Source organism: Streptomyces sp. A0958, from assembly GCF_004795035.1.
In the GTDB taxonomy this organism is placed as follows: Bacteria; Actinomycetota; Actinomycetes; order Streptomycetales; family Streptomycetaceae; genus Streptomyces.
Genome location: NZ_SSBK01000005.1, coordinates 277,015 through 293,262 on the forward strand (window position 1 = coordinate 277,015; position 16,248 = coordinate 293,262).

At 75.0% G+C, this 16,248-nt stretch carries 15 protein-coding genes; 10 read left to right on the forward strand and 5 right to left on the reverse strand.

Features of this window, described 5'->3' with window-relative positions; genetic code table 11:
- The first annotated feature begins 17 nt into the window (after positions 1 to 17).
- From E6P78_RS33020 to E6P78_RS08085, 10 genes are read left to right on the forward strand one after another with little or no spacing between them, the layout of a single operon-like run.
- Positions 18 to 1,046, forward strand: coding sequence for a glycosyltransferase (locus tag E6P78_RS33020; RefSeq protein WP_240799101.1), 1,029 nt, complete (start codon positions 18 to 20; stop codon positions 1,044 to 1,046).
- Positions 1,043 to 1,651: an HAD family hydrolase gene (locus E6P78_RS33025; RefSeq protein WP_206307752.1), complete on the forward strand. Its 609-nt coding sequence runs from the start codon at positions 1,043 to 1,045 to the stop codon at positions 1,649 to 1,651. The genes E6P78_RS33020 and E6P78_RS33025 overlap by 4 nt, the downstream gene beginning before the upstream one ends.
- Complete coding sequence (locus tag E6P78_RS08050; RefSeq protein ID WP_136202811.1) at positions 1,648 to 2,655, forward strand: glycosyltransferase family 9 protein; 1,008 nt, start codon at positions 1,648 to 1,650, stop codon at positions 2,653 to 2,655. Before E6P78_RS33025 ends, E6P78_RS08050 begins: the two co-directional genes overlap by 4 nt.
- Positions 2,652 to 3,614: a glycosyltransferase gene (locus E6P78_RS08055; RefSeq protein WP_136202812.1), complete on the forward strand. Its 963-nt coding sequence runs from the start codon at positions 2,652 to 2,654 to the stop codon at positions 3,612 to 3,614. The genes E6P78_RS08050 and E6P78_RS08055 overlap by 4 nt, the downstream gene beginning before the upstream one ends.
- Positions 3,611 to 4,852: a glycosyltransferase gene (locus E6P78_RS08060; RefSeq protein WP_136202813.1), complete on the forward strand. Its 1,242-nt coding sequence runs from the start codon at positions 3,611 to 3,613 to the stop codon at positions 4,850 to 4,852. The genes E6P78_RS08055 and E6P78_RS08060 overlap by 4 nt, the downstream gene beginning before the upstream one ends.
- On the forward strand, positions 4,849 to 5,481 hold the full coding sequence (locus E6P78_RS08065; RefSeq protein WP_136202814.1) for an SIS domain-containing protein: 633 nt from the start codon (positions 4,849 to 4,851) through the stop codon (positions 5,479 to 5,481). Before E6P78_RS08060 ends, E6P78_RS08065 begins: the two co-directional genes overlap by 4 nt.
- Complete coding sequence (rfaE2, locus tag E6P78_RS08070; protein WP_136202815.1) at positions 5,478 to 6,917, forward strand: D-glycero-beta-D-manno-heptose 1-phosphate adenylyltransferase; 1,440 nt, start codon at positions 5,478 to 5,480, stop codon at positions 6,915 to 6,917. The genes E6P78_RS08065 and rfaE2 overlap by 4 nt, the downstream gene beginning before the upstream one ends.
- A gap of 5 nt (positions 6,918 to 6,922) precedes the next feature.
- Positions 6,923 to 7,942 carry a glycosyltransferase family 9 protein gene (locus tag E6P78_RS08075; protein ID WP_136202816.1) on the forward strand — a complete coding sequence of 340 codons (1,020 nt, stop codon included), beginning with the start codon at positions 6,923 to 6,925 and terminating at the stop codon, positions 7,940 to 7,942.
- Complete coding sequence (locus E6P78_RS08080; RefSeq protein ID WP_136202817.1) at positions 7,935 to 8,846, forward strand: glycosyltransferase; 912 nt, start codon at positions 7,935 to 7,937, stop codon at positions 8,844 to 8,846. The genes E6P78_RS08075 and E6P78_RS08080 overlap by 8 nt, the downstream gene beginning before the upstream one ends.
- Entirely contained in the window at positions 8,843 to 9,760 is a 918-nt protein-coding gene (locus tag E6P78_RS08085; RefSeq protein WP_136202818.1) for a glycosyltransferase, read from the forward strand. Before E6P78_RS08080 ends, E6P78_RS08085 begins: the two co-directional genes overlap by 4 nt.
- A gap of 71 nt (positions 9,761 to 9,831) precedes the next feature.
- Here E6P78_RS08085 and E6P78_RS08090 read toward each other — a convergent pair whose 3' ends face one another.
- The 5 genes from E6P78_RS08090 to E6P78_RS08110 form a co-directional block, all read right to left on the reverse strand.
- Complete coding sequence (locus tag E6P78_RS08090; protein ID WP_136202819.1) at positions 9,832 to 10,635, reverse strand: SigB/SigF/SigG family RNA polymerase sigma factor; 804 nt, start codon at positions 10,633 to 10,635, stop codon at positions 9,832 to 9,834.
- Between the two features lie 158 nt (positions 10,636 to 10,793).
- Positions 10,794 to 12,149 carry an MFS transporter gene (locus E6P78_RS08095; protein ID WP_240799102.1) on the reverse strand — a complete coding sequence of 452 codons (1,356 nt, stop codon included), beginning with the start codon at positions 12,147 to 12,149 and terminating at the stop codon, positions 10,794 to 10,796.
- A 278-nt stretch (positions 12,150 to 12,427) separates the two neighbouring features.
- Positions 12,428 to 13,189 carry a VOC family protein gene (locus E6P78_RS08100; protein ID WP_136202821.1) on the reverse strand — a complete coding sequence of 254 codons (762 nt, stop codon included), beginning with the start codon at positions 13,187 to 13,189 and terminating at the stop codon, positions 12,428 to 12,430.
- Positions 13,190 to 13,291: 102 nt separating this feature from the next.
- Positions 13,292 to 13,774 (reverse strand): hypothetical protein, encoded by a 483-nt coding sequence (locus E6P78_RS08105; protein WP_136202822.1) that lies wholly within the window; start codon positions 13,772 to 13,774, stop codon positions 13,292 to 13,294.
- Complete coding sequence (locus E6P78_RS08110) at positions 13,771 to 16,239, reverse strand: nitrate reductase (RefSeq protein WP_136202823.1); 2,469 nt, start codon at positions 16,237 to 16,239, stop codon at positions 13,771 to 13,773. Before E6P78_RS08110 ends, E6P78_RS08105 begins: the two co-directional genes overlap by 4 nt.
- Between the last annotated feature and the right edge of the window lie 9 nt (positions 16,240 to 16,248).

The window sequence follows — 16,248 nt, forward strand, 5'->3', positions numbered from 1 at the left end:
GGGACCAGGAGAGCCGCGTGACGACCGCCGCGCCGCACGGAGCGCAGGACGCGCCGGCCGCCGACCCCTACTCCGTGGTCATCCCCACCATCGGCCGCCGCTGCCTCGACGCCTGCCTGCGGGCCCTCGCCGAAGCGGCCGTCCCGCCGCCCCGGGAGGTCTTCGTCGTCGACGACCGCCGCGACGCCGACGCGCCCCTCGACCTCACGGGGGCGGGCCCACTCGCGGACCGGCTCACCGTACTGGCCACGGGCGGCCGCGGCCCCGCCGCCGCCCGCAACGCCGGACTGCGCCACGTGGCGACACCCTGGGTCGTCTTCCTGGACGACGACGTCCAGGTGCGCCCCGGATGGGGAGCCCTGCTGGCCCACGACCTCGCCCAGGCCGGACCGGGCACCGCCGGAGTGCAGGGCCGGCTCACGGTCCCGCTGCCCGACGACCGCAGGCCCACCGACTGGGAGCGCTGCACCGCGGGCCTGGAGGAGGCGGCCTGGGCCACCGCGGACATGGCCTACCGCACGGAGACGGTGCGCCGGGCCGGAGGGTTCGACGAACGGTTCCTCCGGGCCTTCCGGGAGGACGCCGACCTCGCCCTGCGCCTGATGAACGGCGGCTGGACCCTCGGCAGGGGCACGCGCTCGACCCTGCACCCCGTGCGCCCCGCCGACCGCTGGGTCTCCGTGCGCACCCAGCGCGGCAACGCGGACGACGCCCTGATGAACCGCATCCACGGACCGGACTGGTGGACCAGGGCCGACGCCCCCCGGGGCCGGCTGCGCGGCCACCTCGCCGTCACCGCCACCGGACTCACCGCCGCCGTACTGGCCCTGACCGGACACCGCCGCGCGGCAGCGGTGGCGGGAGCCCTGTGGGCCGCCGGCACCGCGGAGTTCACCTGGGCCCGCATCGCGCCCGGTCCCCGTACCGGCACGGAGGTCGCCACCATGATCGGCACCAGTGCGGTCATCCCGCCGCTCGCGGCACTGCACCGGGGCATCGGCGCGATACGTCACCGCCGCGCCGCCGCCTGGGGAGGAACCGCGTGAACCCTCAGCCCTGCCGAACGGCCGCGCCCGACGGACCGCCGCTCACCCGGCCGGCCGCCGTGCTCTTCGACCGGGACGGAACACTCGTGCACGACGTCCCGTACAACGCCGACCCGGCCCGGGTCAGGCCGGTGCCCGGCGCCGCCGACGCCGTACGGCTCCTGCGCGACGCCGGCATCCCGACCGGCGTCGTCAGCAACCAGTCCGGCATCGGCCGGGGCCTGCTCACCCACGAGGACGTGCGCCGGGTCAACGCCCGGGTGGACGAACTGACCGGCCCCTTGGACGTCTGGGTGTACTGCCCGCACCACCCCGACGAGGAATGCCCGTGCCGCAAACCCCGGCCGGGTCTGGTGACCGAGGCCGCCCGGCGGCTGGCCGTACGCCCCGCCGACTGCGTCGTCATCGGTGACATCGCGGCCGATGTGCTCGCCGCCCGCGCGGCCGGCGCCGAAGGCATCCTCGTCCCCAACGCGCAGACCCGGCCCGAGGAGACACGGGCGGAGACCGACCCGGCGGCCGACGTCCTCACCGCCGTCCGCCGCCTCCTGGCCCGCCCCGGACCGGCCGCGACGGCCGCCCGCACGGAAGGGCGGCCCGTATGAAGGCCCTCGTCGTACGACTCGACAGCTTCGGTGACGTGCTGCTCGCCGGGCCCGCCGTGCGGGCGGTCGCCGCGCAGGCCACGCACGTCACCATGGTCTGCGGACCGCTGGGCGAACCCGCCGCCCGCATGCTCCCGGGCGTGGACGACGTCCTCGTCTGGCAGGCGCCCTGGGAGGGCACCCACCCACCACCCGTGGACGAGGCGGACGTCACCGGCCTGATCGCCACGCTGCGGGAGCGCGCCTTCGACACCGGGCTCGTGCTGACCTCCTTCCACCAGAGCCCGCTGCCCGCCGCACTGCTGCTGCGCATGGCCGGGGTGGCCCGGCTCGGGGCCGACAGCGTCGATCACCCCGGCCGGCTGCTCGACGTACGCCATCACCGGCTCCCCGGCCGGCACGAGGCCGAGGCGGCGCTCGACGTGGCCGTGGCCATGGGCTTCGCCCTCCCCGCCGGCGACGACGGACGGCTGCGCGTGCTGCCGCCGCCCGACACCGCCGCGCTCACCGGCAACGGCCCCTACGTCGTCGTCCACCCGGGGGCGAGCGCCCCGGCCAGGGCCTGGGAGCCGGGCCGCCACGCCGAAGCGGTCCAGCAGCTGGCCGACGCCGGGCACCGCGTCGTCGTCACCGGAGGACCGGCCGAGACCGAACTCACCCACCAGGTCAGCGGCGAGGTGGCCGTCGACCTCGGAGGGCGTACCAGCCCCCGGACGCTGGCCGGGGTCCTGCGCCACGCCGACGTCGTCGTCAGCGGCAACACCGGCCCCGCCCATCTCGCGGCCGCCGTGGGAACCCCGGTCGTCTCGCTCTTCGCCCCCGTCGTACCCGCCTCGCGCTGGGCGCCCTTCGGCGTCCCCGTCGTGCTGCTCGGCGACCAGCGCGCCCCGTGCGCCGACAGCAGGGCCCGCCACTGCCCGGTGCCGGGCCACCCCTGTCTGGGCGGCATCACCGCGCACGACGTGGTGAGCGCGGTGCACAAGCTCCGGAAGGAGAGCTCGTGAACATCCTCATCTGGCACGTCCACGGTTCGTGGCTGACCTCCTTCGTCCAGGGGCCGCACACCTACCTGGTGCCGGTGACCCCCGACCGGGGGCCCGACGGCCTCGGCCGTGCCCGGACGTGGACCTGGCCCTCGTCCGTGCGGGAAATCGGCCCGGACGAACTGCGCGACGCCGAGATCGACCTCGTCGTCCTGCAACGCCCGCACGAGGTCGAACTCACCCACGCCTGGACCGGCAGGCGCCCGGGGCAGGACATCCCCGCCGTGTACGTCGAACACAACAGCCCGCACGAAACCCCCGTGGACACCCGGCACCCGCTCGCCGAGCGGTCGGACATCCCCGTCGTGCACGTCACCCACTTCAACCGCCTGATGTGGGACAGCGGCCGCGCCCCCACCAGCGTCATCGAACACGGCATCGTGGACCCCGGCCCCCTGTGGACGGGCACCGAACCCCGGGCCGCCGTCGTCGTCAACGAACCGGTGCGACGCGGCCGTACCACCGGCACCGACCTGCTGCCCACCTTCGCCGGCGCCGTACCCCTGGACGTCTTCGGCATGCGGACGCAGGGGCTGGCACCGCACCTCGGCCTGACCGAGGAACGGTGCCGCACCTTCGACCTCCCGCAGGACGAACTCCACCGGGCCATGGCCCGCCGCCGCGTCTACCTGCACCCGGTGCGGTGGACCTCGCTCGGACTCTCCCTGCTGGAGGCGATGTTCCTCGGCATGCCCGTGGTCGCCCTCGGGACCACGGAGGTGCACGAAGCGGTGCCACCCGGCGCCGGAGTCGTCTCCAACCGGCCCGACGTACTCACCGACGCCCTGCGCCACTTCGTCGCGGACCCCGCCCACGCCGAGCACACCGGCCGCCGGGCACGTGAGGCGGCCCGTGCCAGGTACGGGGTCCAGCGGTTTCTGGACGACTGGGATCGACTCATGAAAGAGGTCACGCGATGACGCAGCCCCTGCCGCGACCCGCACGGATCGCCCTGGTGTCCGAGCACGCGAGCCCCCTCGCCGACCTGGGCGGCCCCGACGCCGGTGGACAGAACGTGTACGTGGCCCAGTTGGCCGGATGCCTGGCCCGACGGGGACACGACGTCACCGTCTACACCCGCCGCGACCGGCCCGACCTGCCGACCCTGGTGCGGACCGAGCAGGGCGTGAAGGTCGTCCATGTGCCGGCCGGCCCGCCGACCGCCGTACCGAAGGACGAACTGCTGGCCTGTATGCCGGAGTTCGGGGCCTACCTGGCCCGGCTCTGGCGGCTCACCCGCCCCGACGTCGTCCACGCGCACTTCTGGATGTCCGGCATGGCCGCCCTCACCGGGGCCGGGGACGCGGGCATCCCCGTCATCCAGACGTACCACGCCCTCGGCACGGTGAAGCGGCGCCACCAGGGCAGCGAGGACACCAGCCCGCCCGGGCGCGTCGACATCGAGACACGGATCGGCCGCGAGGCCCACCGGATCATCGCCACCTGCGCCGACGAACTGGGCGAACTCACCGCCATGGGCCTCCCCCGGTCCAGGATCACCGTCGTGCCCTGCGGAGTCGACACGGAGCACTTCGCCCCGGTGCCCCTCGCCGACCGGGCGCCCGGCTCCCCGCGCCGGCTGCTGTCCGTCGGCAGGCTCGTCCCCCGCAAGGGCTTCGACCGCGCGATCAAGGCCCTCGCCGGCGTCCCGGACGCCGAACTGCTCATCGCCGGCGGACCGGACGCCCCGCTCCTGTTCGCCGACCCGGAAGCCGAACGCCTGCGCAAGGTCGCCGCCGAGTACGGGGTGGCCGAGCGGGTCCGGCTGCTGGGCTGCGTACCGCAGGAGCTGATGCCGCACCTCATGTCCAGCGCGGACCTGCTCCTGTCCCTGCCCCGCTACGAACCGTTCGGCATCGTCCCCGTCGAGGCGATGGCCTGCGGCACACCGGTGGTGGCCACGGCCGTCGGAGGCCAGCTGGACACCGTCGTCGACGGCGTGACCGGGACCCTGGTGCCGGCCGCCGACGAGGAGGGCTACGACCTCGCCGCCACGATCCGCGGCCTGCTCGACGACCCCGCCCGACGCGCCCGCTACGGCGCCGCCGGACGCGCGCACGCGCTCGCCCGGTTCACCTGGGACGAGGTGACCGACGGAGTCTCCCGCGTCTACGCCGAACTCGTCCGCACCCCCCAGCCCTCGGAGGTGGCACGATGAAGCTGATCGCCCCCGGCCAGCACTGCGACGACCTCGCACGAGCCCTCCCCGCCTTCCGCCGCGCCGCCGGCGTGACGGAACGATGGGGCAAGACCCTGGCCGCCGTCCTGTCCGACGGCGGCCGCCTGCTCGTCGCCGGCAACGGCGGAAGCGCCGCCCAGGCCCAGCACCTGACCGCCGAACTCGTCGGCCGCTACCGCGACGACCGCCCCGCCTACTCGGCGCTCTCCCTGCACGCCGACACCTCGTCGACGACCGCCATCGCCAACGACTACGGCGTCCACGAGGTCTTCGCCCGGCAGACCTGCGCCCACGGCAGGCCCGGCGACATCCTCATGCTCCTGTCCACCAGCGGTGCCAGCGCCAACCTGCTGGAGGCCGCGACGGAGGCCATGCGCATCGGTATGCCCGTCTGGTCCCTGACCGGGCCCGAGCCCAACCCGCTGGCCGCGGCGAGCGACGAGGCGCTGTGCGTCGAGGCCGCCGCATCGGCGACCGTGCAGGAACTCCACCTGGTCGCCGTCCATATGATCTGCGAGAGCTTCGACCGCGAGATCGCCGCACGCGCCGCCCGGCCGACGCGGAAGCCGGCCGTCGAAGGAACCCCGGCCGAGGAGGACGCCTCATGAAGCGCCCCGCCCCCCTCGTGATCGTCGGCGACTCGCTGCTCGACCGCGATGTCTCGGGCCGCGCCGAACGCCTCGCCCCCGACGCGCCCGTACCCGTCGTCGGCGACGTGGAGCGCCGCACCAGGCCGGGCGGCGCCGCACTGGCGGCGTGCCTCGCGGCAGCCGGCGGCCGGGAGATCACCTTCGTCACGGCCCTGGGCGACGACGAGGCGTCCCACGCTGTACGGGACATGCTCAAGGACCGCGTGCACCTCGTGGAACTCCCGCTCAGCGGCTCCCTGTCCCGCAAGACCCGGCTGATGGCGGACGGGCGGCCCCTGCTGCGCCTCGACGAGGGGGACGGGCGGGCCGCCGGCTCCACGCCCGGTGCCGAACGGGCGCTCGCGGACGCCGGGGCGGTGCTCGTCGCCGACTACGGGCGCGGCACCGCCGACGTCCTGCGCGAGGCCCTGACCGCACGGGCGGCCCGCGGCCCGGTCGTCTGGGACCCGCACCCCGCGGGCGGCCCGCCGGTCCCGGGCACCCGCCTGGCCACCCCCGCCGCCCCGGAGGCACGGCACTTCGCCGGGCAGCCGGCCCCGAAGTCCCAGGGTGAGGGCCGCGCGCGGCCACAGGACCGCCGCGACGTCCTGCGCGCGGCCACGGCCAACGCCCGGACGCTGCTGGAACGGTGGGGCATCGCCTCCGTCGCCGTGACGCTCGGCGAGAACGGCGCCCTGCTGTCCCAGGGCGGCCCCCCGCTGCTTGTGCCCGCACCCTGGCGGGCGAGCGGCGACTGCTGCGGCGCGGGAGACAGCTTCGCCGTCGCGGTGGCCGGCCGGCTCGCCGACGGCGACCTGGTCGAACTCGCCGTCCGCGAGGCCGTCGAGGCCGCCGCCCGCTTCGTGTCCGACGGCGGAGCCCACGCGGTGCTCCGGGACGCCGGCCCCGTCACCCCGACGCCCGGTGCGGACGGCGGCGCCCGCGCACTCGTCCGCCGCGTCCGCGAACGCGGCGGCACCGTCGTCGCCGCGGGCGGCTGCTTCGACCTGCTGCACGCCGGGCACGTCGAACTCCTCCAGGCCGCCCGCCGGGCCGGCGACTGTCTCGTCGTCTGCGTCAACTCCGACACGTCGGTCCGGCGCCGCAAGGGCGGCGGCCGCCCCGTGGTGCCCGCCGGCGACCGCGCCCGCGTCCTGGAGGCGCTCGACTGCGTGGACGCCGTCATCGTCTTCGACGAGGACACCCCGGAACGGCTCCTGGACGAACTGCGGCCGGACATCTGGGCCAAGGGCGGCGACTACGCCCTGACCGACCTGCCGGAGACCGCCCTCGTGGAGAGCTGGGGCGGCCAGGTGGTGCTGCTGCCCTATCTCGACGGACGCTCCAGCACCCGTCTCGTGGAGCGCGCCGCCCGACGGCCCGGCGCCCCCTCCTCGGCCCCCACCCGGCGGTGAGCCCGGTGCCCACGAACCCGCCGACGCCCCGCACCGCCCCCTCGGGCGACCGGCCCGCCGTCCTGGTGCTGCGCGCCCTGGGGCTGGGCGACCTGCTGGCGGCGGTGCCGGCGCTGCGCGCGGTACGACGCGCCTTCCCGCAGTACGAGACGGTGCTCGCCGCACCGGGCAGCCTGGCCCCGGCGGTCCGGGCGGCCGGCGCCGTCGACGTGCACTTCGCCACGCCCGAGAACGGCCGGCAGGTGCCGTCCCTGGACCACTGGCCGGGCCCGCCGCCCGCCCTCGCCATCGACCTGCACGGCAACGGACCGCTGAGCCACGACGCCCTCGCCGCCCTCGGTCCCGGCCGCACGCTCTCCTTCGCCCGCCCGGAGGCCGCGCACCCCGACCCGCCCCGATGGCGGCACGACGAGCACGAGCGCCTGCGCTGGTGCCGGTTCCTGACCGCGTACGGCATCCCCGCCGACCCCGCCGAGGTACGCATCCCGCCGCCCGCCGCGCCGTCCCCGGCGCCGGGCGCCGTCGTCGTCCACCCCGGGGCGGACGCGGCGGCCCGCCGCTGGCCCGCCGACCGGTACGCGGCCGTCGCGGCGGCGCTCCGGGAGACCGGACACCGCGTCGTCGTCAGCGGCGGCCCCGGCGAGCAGCAACTCTGCGCCGAGGTCGCCGAACGCGCCGCCCTCGGCCCCGCCGACGTGCTCGCGGGCACCCTCTCCTTCGACGACCTGTCCGCACTCGTCGCCGGGGCCGCGCTCCTCGTCAGCGGCGACACCGGGCCCGCCCACCTCGCCGTCGCACACGGCACCCGGTCGGTGACCCTGTTCGGCCCGGTCGCGCCCGCCCTCTGGGGCCCGCCCCCGGGCCCCCGCCACACCGCCCTCTGGCACCCCGGCCCGCCCGGCGACCCCCACGCGACCGCCCCGGACCCCCTCCTCCTGCGGATCGGCACCGACGAGGTGGTGCGCGGCGCCCTGGCCGCCCTGCGACACGGCGACCCCGCGAAGGAGGTGGCCGGGCATGTCTGAGCGCGCCCGCGAACCGGCCGGGCGGGGTGGCCGCACCACCGTCGCGATCATCACCCGCAACCGCCGGGACAGCCTGCTGAGGACCTTGGACCGGCTGGCGGCCCTCCCGGAGAAACCGCCCGTCCTCGTGGTGGACAACGGATCGACGGACGGCACCGACGAGGCGGTCCGCCGCCACCCGGTCGGGGCGCGCCTGCTCTCGCCGGGCCGCAACACCGGCGCCCTGGGCCGCAACCTCGCGGCACACCGGGCCACCACCCCCTACGTGGCGTTCAGCGACGACGACTCCTGGTGGGAGCCGGGCGCACTCAAGGCCGCCGAAGCCCTCTTCGACACCTACCCGAAGCTGGGCCTGCTCGCCTCCCGGACGGTCGTCCATCCCACGGGGGAGCCGGACGCCCTCAACCGGGTGCTCGCCGCCTCGCCCCTGCCCGGCCGCGCGGACCTGCCCGGGACACCGGTGCTCGGGTTCCTCGGCTGCGCGGCGGTGGTCCGCCGCTCCGCCTTCCTGGACGCGGGCGGCTACCACAGCCTCCTCTTCTTCGGCGCCGAGGAGACCCTGCTCGCCTACGACCTCACCGCCGCGGGCTGGGGCGTCGTCTACGAACCGTCCCTCGTCGCCCACCACAGCCCCGACCCGGGGGAGCGGCCCGGCCGAACGGTCGCGGTGCTCCGCAACGCCCTGCTCACGGCCTGGCTGCGGCGACCCGTACCCGTCGCGCTCAGGGAGACCGCCCGGCTGCTGGGAGCCTGGGCGCGCGGCCGGCCCGGCGCCGGGCGAGCCCTGGGCCAGGCCCTGGTCCGCCTCCCCGCCGCCCTGCGCCGGCGCTCGCAGCTGCCCCGGTGGGTCGAGGACCGGATCAGGCTCCTGGAGAGCACCCCGCCGGACGGAGGCGGCCGATGAACGCCGGCACCCCGCCCGCCCCGGACCCCCGCGTCACGGTGGTGATCATCACGCGCGACCGCTGTTCCGAACTCCTGCGTACGCTGCGGACGCTCAGCCGACTCCCCGAACGGCCGGCCGTCATCGTGACGGACAACGACTCCCGGGACGGCACCGCCGAGGCGGTCGCACGGCACTTCCCGGACGTCAGGCTGCTCACCCCCGGCCAGAACCTCGGCGCGGTCGGCCGCAACCTCGCCGTACGCCAGGTCCGTACCCCCTACGTGGCGTTCTGCGACGACGACACCTGGTGGGACCCCGGGGCCCTGCGCATCGCCGCCGACCGGCTCGACGCCCACGAACGGCTGGCGGCCGTCACCGCGAGGATCATCGTCGAACCCGGGGGCGAGGACGACCCCGTGGTGGCAGAACTCCGCGACTCGCCGCTCACCGGCCCGTCCTGGCTGCCCGGCCCCGCGATCGGCTCGTTCCTGGCGGCGGCGACCGTGATGCGCACCGAGGCGTTCCGCGAGGCGGGCGGCTTCCACCCCGGGATCTGGCTCGGCGGTGAGGAGGAGCTGATGGCGACCGACCTGATGCGGTCCGGGTGGTGGCTGGCGTACGTCCCCGAGATGGTGATCCACCACGCCGCCTCGCCCGTACGCGACAGCACCGACCGCCGCGTGCTGGGCCTGCGCAACACCCTCTGGTTCACCTGGCTGCGGCGCCCGGCGGGCTCCGCGCTGCGGCGCACCCTCTACCTGCTCGCCACGGTCCCGAGGGACCGCGCGTCCCTCCGCGCCTTCGCACACGCGGGGCGGGGCCTGCCCTGGGTGCTGCGCCAGCGCAGCCCCGTACCCCCGGCCATCGAGCGCCGGCTGGCGGCCCTGGAACGGGCCCAACGCCAGGGGACCGCCCGGCGCTACGTCGGCTGACCGGTGCCCCGGAGCCGGACCGCCTGGCGTTACGTCGGCTGACCGGTGCCCTGGAGCCGGACCGCCTGGCGTTACGTCGGCTGACCGGTGCCCTGGAGCGCCTGCCGGCGCACCTCTTCGCAGCACTGGGCGATCAGCCGGGAGACGTGCATCTGGGAGATGCCGAGGGTCTCGGCGATCCGGTCCTGCGTCATGTCGCGGAAGAACCGCAGGTAGAGGATGGTGCGCTCGCGTTCGGGCAGGCTACGCAGCCCGGGTTTGACGGCCTCGCGGTCGACGGCGACGTCCAGGGCGTGATCGCACAGCCCCAGGGTGTCGGCGAGGCAGGAACCGTCGCCGGCCTTCGGCATCTCGGCGTCCAGCGAGAGCGTGCGGTAGCTGTCCAGGGCCTCCAGACCCGCACGGACGTCCTCGATGCCGAGCCCCGTCCGGTCCGCGATCTCCGCCTCGGTCGGCAGCCGGCCCCCGAGCGTCTGCGCGAGGTCGCGGCGGGCCACCCGTACCTGGTTGCGCAGGTCCTGGACCCGGCGCGGTACGTGGAGATCCCAGGTGTGGTCGCGGAAATGGCGCTTCAGCTCGCCCACCACGGTGGGCACGGCGTACGTCTCGAAAGCCTTGCCGCGCGCGGGGTCGTAGCGGTCCACCGCCTTGACGAGGCCGATGGCCGCCACCTGACGCAGGTCGTCCAAGGGTTCTCCGCGGTCACGGAAGCGCGATGCGAGCCGGTGGGCCATGGGCAGCCAGGCACAGACGGTGGCCCGGCGCAGTTCGTCCCGCTCCGGCCCCTCGGGAAGGGCCCGGAGCCGCTGGAAGGCGGCCTCCTCGGGCGGCATGTCCTGTCGCTTCTCGGACGCTGTCTGTCGGGTACCGGCCATCATGTTCACTCCCTCGGCGTCGCCTGGGCGGATCACCGCGAGAGCGCCTGCCGGACAGACGGCACCCGGAGCAGAGCTCCCACGGGCGCGCCTCTTGTCCGAAGCACGCCTGGCTCTTTCCCGCCCAGGGCCGCCCCAAACCTGCGAGGCCGCGCGGGTCAGGAGACCGAGGACAGGGCGGGAAGCGGCACCTGGGCCGGTGCGGGCTGGGCCGGTGCGGGCCGGGCCAGCAAGGGCGCCGTCCGGCGGGCCGGGGCGCGGCGGCGCAGCCCTCCGCCGAGGATGACCCCGGCGATCAGCAGGCCGCCGGAGACCAGCGCGCCCCGAGCCCCGGCGAACTCGACCAGCAGCCCCAGCAGGGGCGGCCCGGCCAGCTGCCATCCGGTGCTCGCGCTGCGCCACACTCCGAGCACGCGGCCCCGCATCTCGGGCTCGGGCTCGGTCTGGAGCACGGTCGATCCGGCCGTGTCCGATACGGACTCCACCACGGCCATCGGGATGACCAGCGCGATGAGCACCATGAGTCCGGGGGCCAGGCCCGCCGCGACCTGGAGGAGCCCTCCGCAGGCGGCCAGGACCCCCACCAGCCGCACGGTCGGGTTCCGCAGCCTTCCGGCGAGAACGGCGCCGAGGATGCCGCCGACGGCCAGCACGGTGGAGACGGTGCCGAAGTCGCTCTGGCCGGCCTGGAGCGGGCCGATGACCAGGACGGCGAGCGTCAGCTGGTAGTTGCGGCCGAAGATCGAGCTCACCGCGGTGATCCCGGCCAGCGCGACCAGACCCGGGCGGCCCAGGAAGTAGGCGATTCCGGCCCGGGTCTCGCCGCCCGCCGCCCGGGACCGTTGCGCGGGGGCGGGCCGTTGCGCCGGCGCCGCGTCCCCGGACGGCCGGAGGAACGGGATCACGGCGGTGACGAAGAGGAAGGAGATGCCGTTGGCCACGTAGGCGGAGCCGGTGCCGAGCGTGCCGACGGCCACGGCGGCCAGCGCGGTGCCTGCGAGCCGCCCGGCGCTGTGCACCATCGAACCGAGGGCGATGGCCGAGGGCACGTCCGTGCGGGGCACGAGGTCGTTGCCCAGGAGCGCGGTCGCGGGCCCGTCGATCGTGTTCACGATGCCGGTGACCGCCGCCAGGATCAGCAGGACGGGCATGTTCAGCAGCCCGGCCGCGATCAGGGCGGCCGTCGAGAAGGCGATCGCGGCGAGGACGGCCTGGCCGGCCGCAGCGGTGACCTTCAGGGGCCAGCGGTCAACGACGGCGCCGCCGAAGACGCCGAGCAGCAGGCCGGGGCCGGCCTGGACGGCCAGCGAGAGCCCGGTGGCCGCGGCCGAACCGGTGATCTGGAGGACCAGCAGGTTCTGCACGGTGAGCTGCATCCACGCGCCGGTGTTGGACACCAGGTTGGCGGCGGACCACCAGCGCATGCTGGGTACCGAGAGGCATCGCCAGGGGCTGCTGCTGTCGCGGCGGCGCGGTTTCCGGGCGGAGACGGGAACGGAGGCGGCAGGAGGCACGGGAGGAGCACATTTCCAACGAGGGCGGTCGAACAGCACGCGTCGGACTCCACGACGACGTCGCGGTGATACCTCGGGGTGCGGGGGAGGGCGGACGGACTCCAGCCCGTCGACGCACTTCATTTTCACAAACATCGAGCCGAGGCCGGAGTCCCGCTCCCGCCTCCCGCCGTCACAAGATGCGCGCAATCCCCCAACCCGCTGCTCCGGCACACGAGTTCAGGCCCTGGTGTCCTTGCTCACACAGGCTCCCGTGCCCTGGCCGGACCGTTCTCGGATCAGCGGTCGGAGACGGTGAACAGCGCGCCCTCGGGATCGCGGATCACGTACGCCGTCCCGGCGAGGCCGCCCGCGGGCGTCGCCCCGCCCCCGGCGGCCACGGCGGCGGCCGCCGTCCTGCGGCTGTCCTCCACGAAGAAGTCGACGACCCAGCGGGTCCGGACACGCGGGTCCGGGTCGTTCTCCACGCCCCCGCCGCGCAGGGTCACCACGGTGTGCCCGCCGGCCCGGACGAGCACCTGCTCCTGTGCGTAGTCGACGCCGCACCGGCTGTGCGGTCCGGCCCAGCCGAACACCTCGGCGTAGAAGATGGCCGCGTCGAAGACGTGGCGGGACCGGAGGTCGACGCGCGCCGGTGCGCGCGGGCCGTCGGACCAGACGGGCGCGGGGCCCTCCCAGAAGCCGAACGCCGCACCTTCCCGGTCGGCCGCGACCGCCGCCCGCCCCTCGCCCAGCGGGAGGGGCCCCACGGCGAGCGTGGCGCCCCGCTCCCTGATCCGGTCGGCCGTCTCGTCGGCCCCCGGTACGGCGAAGTACGGAATCCACGCCGGGGGCGGGCCCGCGGGGCCGGGGCAGCCGATCCCGGCGACCGCACCGCCGTGCGCGCGGGCGACGACGAAGTCGCCGCCGAGGCTGCTTTCGTCGAACTCCCAGCCCATGACCTGGGCGTAGAAGTCCTGCGATGCCGGCAGATCGCGTGTCGCCAGACTCACCCAACAGGGCGCACCGCCCACTGGTGTCTTCCATTCGAGGCTCGGCATGCAGGGCTCCTTCGCCGGGGGTGCTCCCACGTGAACGATCCTCCTGACGCTGGGCATGCGCACCCGGCCACACCCGTCCCCGCGCCCGATTCCGCAGACCGTTCAGCCCATGAGGACCTGGGGCGAGATCACCTTGATCATCGCGTTGGCCCAGCGCTGCTGGCGCAGCGTCTGCGGGTGGCACCGCTCGGTCAGGTCCAGCAGCTCCTTATCCCGGGCCGCCTGGGCGGTCTGGGCCAGCAGCTCCCAGTCGACGGAGACGGCCGCCGCCTTCAGACAGGTGTCGCGCAGGTCCCGCAGGAGCAGCAGGCCCGGCTCGGGGCGCCGCCCGACGAGTTCGCCGCCCTTCTCCCGCAGCCAGGCCGCCGCCCCGGACTCCTCCTTCGGTTCCGCGGAGAGGTCGATGCCGCGGTCGGCGGCGCTGTCCGCGAGTTCTCGTACGTGCTGCTGCGACCAGGCGGCCAGGTCGCGGGCGACGTGGTGCACCTCGTGATCGGTCGCATGGGCGCTGGAGAGCCGCATCAGCCGCACGGCGAGGCCGTTCTCCCCGTCGTGCACCTCCTTGAGGACCACGTCCAGCTTCATCGGATCTCCTCCGGGCGTGTCGCGTGCAGCCGCTCGTCCGCCTCGCCCGCACCGCCGCCGGTGGTCGCGGGCACGGCCGCGCCCGGGACGGGTGCGGAGGCGGTGGTGGTGGGCGCGGGGGCGGGGGAGCCGGTGGCCTCGACGCGGCGCAGCCGGGCGGCGGCCGTCTTGAAGAGCGGCTGTTTGGAGACCGGGTCCCACTCGGTGGGCGTCAGCTCGTTCCCGGCGCGCCCGTCGCCCTCGGGCGCGAACCCGCCGTCGGTGTCCCAGTAGCCGTAGTGGAACGGCAGGAACAGCACCCCGTCCCGGATGCCGCTGACGCGTGCCTGGGCCCGTACCGTGCCGCGCGCGGTGGCGACCTCCACCAGATCGCCCTCCTCGATGCCGTACGAGTCCGCGTCGCCGGCGGAGACCTCCACCCATACCTGGGGCGCGGCGGCCTGGAGCTGCGGGGCCCTCGCCGTCTTGGTCCGGGTGTGGAACTGGTAGAGCGTCCGGCCGGTGATCAGGGAGAACGGATACTCCCCGCCGGGCGGCTCGTGCGGCGTCACGTACTCGGCGGCCTTGATGACCGCCTTCGCCGACGGGTTCAGCGCCCGGTACTCGCTCTCCTCCACCGGCGCCCCGGTGATCAGGTCGCGCCCGAAGCTCTCGCAGTAATCGGCGCCGCTCCAGAACGCACCGTCCGCGTACAGCCGCTCCGTACCGTAGGGGTGCCGCTCGTTGCAAGGCCACTGGATACCGCTCCCGCCGCGGAGTTTGGCGTACGTGATGCCCGTGTAGTCGCAGGGGCGGCCCCGGCTGCACTCCTTCCAGCCCTCGAACGCGGCCTCCGGGCCGTTCCACGGGACCAGCGGGCCGCCGTCCTTGTCCCGCAGGCCGAGGCGGCGCGCGAAGTCGCAGAAGATGTCCAGGTCGGGCCTGGCGTCCCCGGGCGGTTCGACCGCCTTCTCCGAAAGGTGCACGGTGCGGTCCGCGTTGGTGAAGGTGCCGGTCTTCTCGCCCCAGATCGCCGCGGGCAGGACCACGTCGGCGAGCTGCGCCGTCTCGGTGAGGAAGGCGTCCTGGACGACGAGGAACAGACGTTCCTGGGCGAGCACCGAACGGATGCGCCGGAGCTCCGGCAGCGACACCGCCGGATTGGTGCCGCTGACCCACAGCATCCGGATGGAGCCCTCCTCCACGTACCGGAACATCTGCATGGCGTGGGTGGGCGGGCCGTAGTGCGGCACCTGGAGCGGGTCCAGGTTCCACAGTCGGGCGAGCTCGGCCATGTGGGCGTCGTTCTCCCAGTTGCGGAACCCCGGCATGTCGCCGTTGGCGCCGCACTCGCGGGTGTTCTGCGCCGTCGGCTGACCGTTCATCTGGAGGACCCCGCAGCCCGGCCGCCCCAGCATGCCCCGTACCAGGTGCAGGTTGTTGACCTGCACCGCCGCCGCGGTGGCCTGGTGCGACTGGTAGAAGCCCTGCAAAACCGTGGACAGCAGCCGCTCGGCCGTGCCCAGGACGCGGGCGGCCTCCCGGACCTGTTCGGCGGGTACTCCGCAGATGTCCGCCACATGTGCGGGCGTGTAGGCGTCAAGGCCCTTCTTCAACTCGTCGAAGCCGACGGTGTTGCGGTCGATGTAGCCCTGGTCGGTCCAGCCGTTCGCCACGATCTCCCGCAGCAGGCCGTTCATCAGGGCGACGTTGGTCCCGGGGCGCGGCGCGAGATGCACGGTGGCCGCCCTCGCCACCGGGGTCGGCCGCGGGTCCACGCAGACGACGGCAGGGGGGTTCGGACCGGCCAGCCGGTCCAGCACGCGCGTCCACAGGACCGTCTGGGTCTCCGCCATGTTGTGGCCGAACAGCGCGATGGTGTCCGCGTGGTCGATGTCGGAGTACGAGCCCGGCTGCCCGTCACTGCCGAACGACTCCTTCAGCGCCTCGGCGGCCGTCGACGTGCACAGCCGGGTGTTGCCGTCCAGGTGGTTGGTGCCCAGGCCGCCCCGGGCGATCAGGGCGAGCGTGTAGTACTCCTCGGAGAAGAGCTGGCCCGAGGTGTAGAAGCCCACCGACGACGGACCGCGCTCCTCCATGAGTTCCCGCGTACGGCGCACCACCCGGTCCATCGCGGTGTCCCAGTCGCTCTCCACCAGCCGGCCGGCCTCGCGCACCAGCGGCCGGGTCAGCCGGTCTGGGGAGCCGTTCGCCTGCCAGCCGAACAGGTCCTTCGGGCCGAGCCGCCCATGGTTGACCCGGTCCTGCGCGCGCCCCCGCACCCCGACGATCCGCCCGCCTTTCACGGCGATGTCGAGCCCGTCCCCGTTGGAGTGCAGGACTGCCGCCGACTGGACCCAGCGCTCGACCTGGTCCGGTGTGACCCCGTCGGCGAGCCGGGTGTCCACCCGTACGGGCCACGGCTCTCCCCGGCCGTACGGGGTCCGGGTGCCCCAGGGCTGTGCGATGCGGTCGGTTCGTGTCATCGGGTGCTC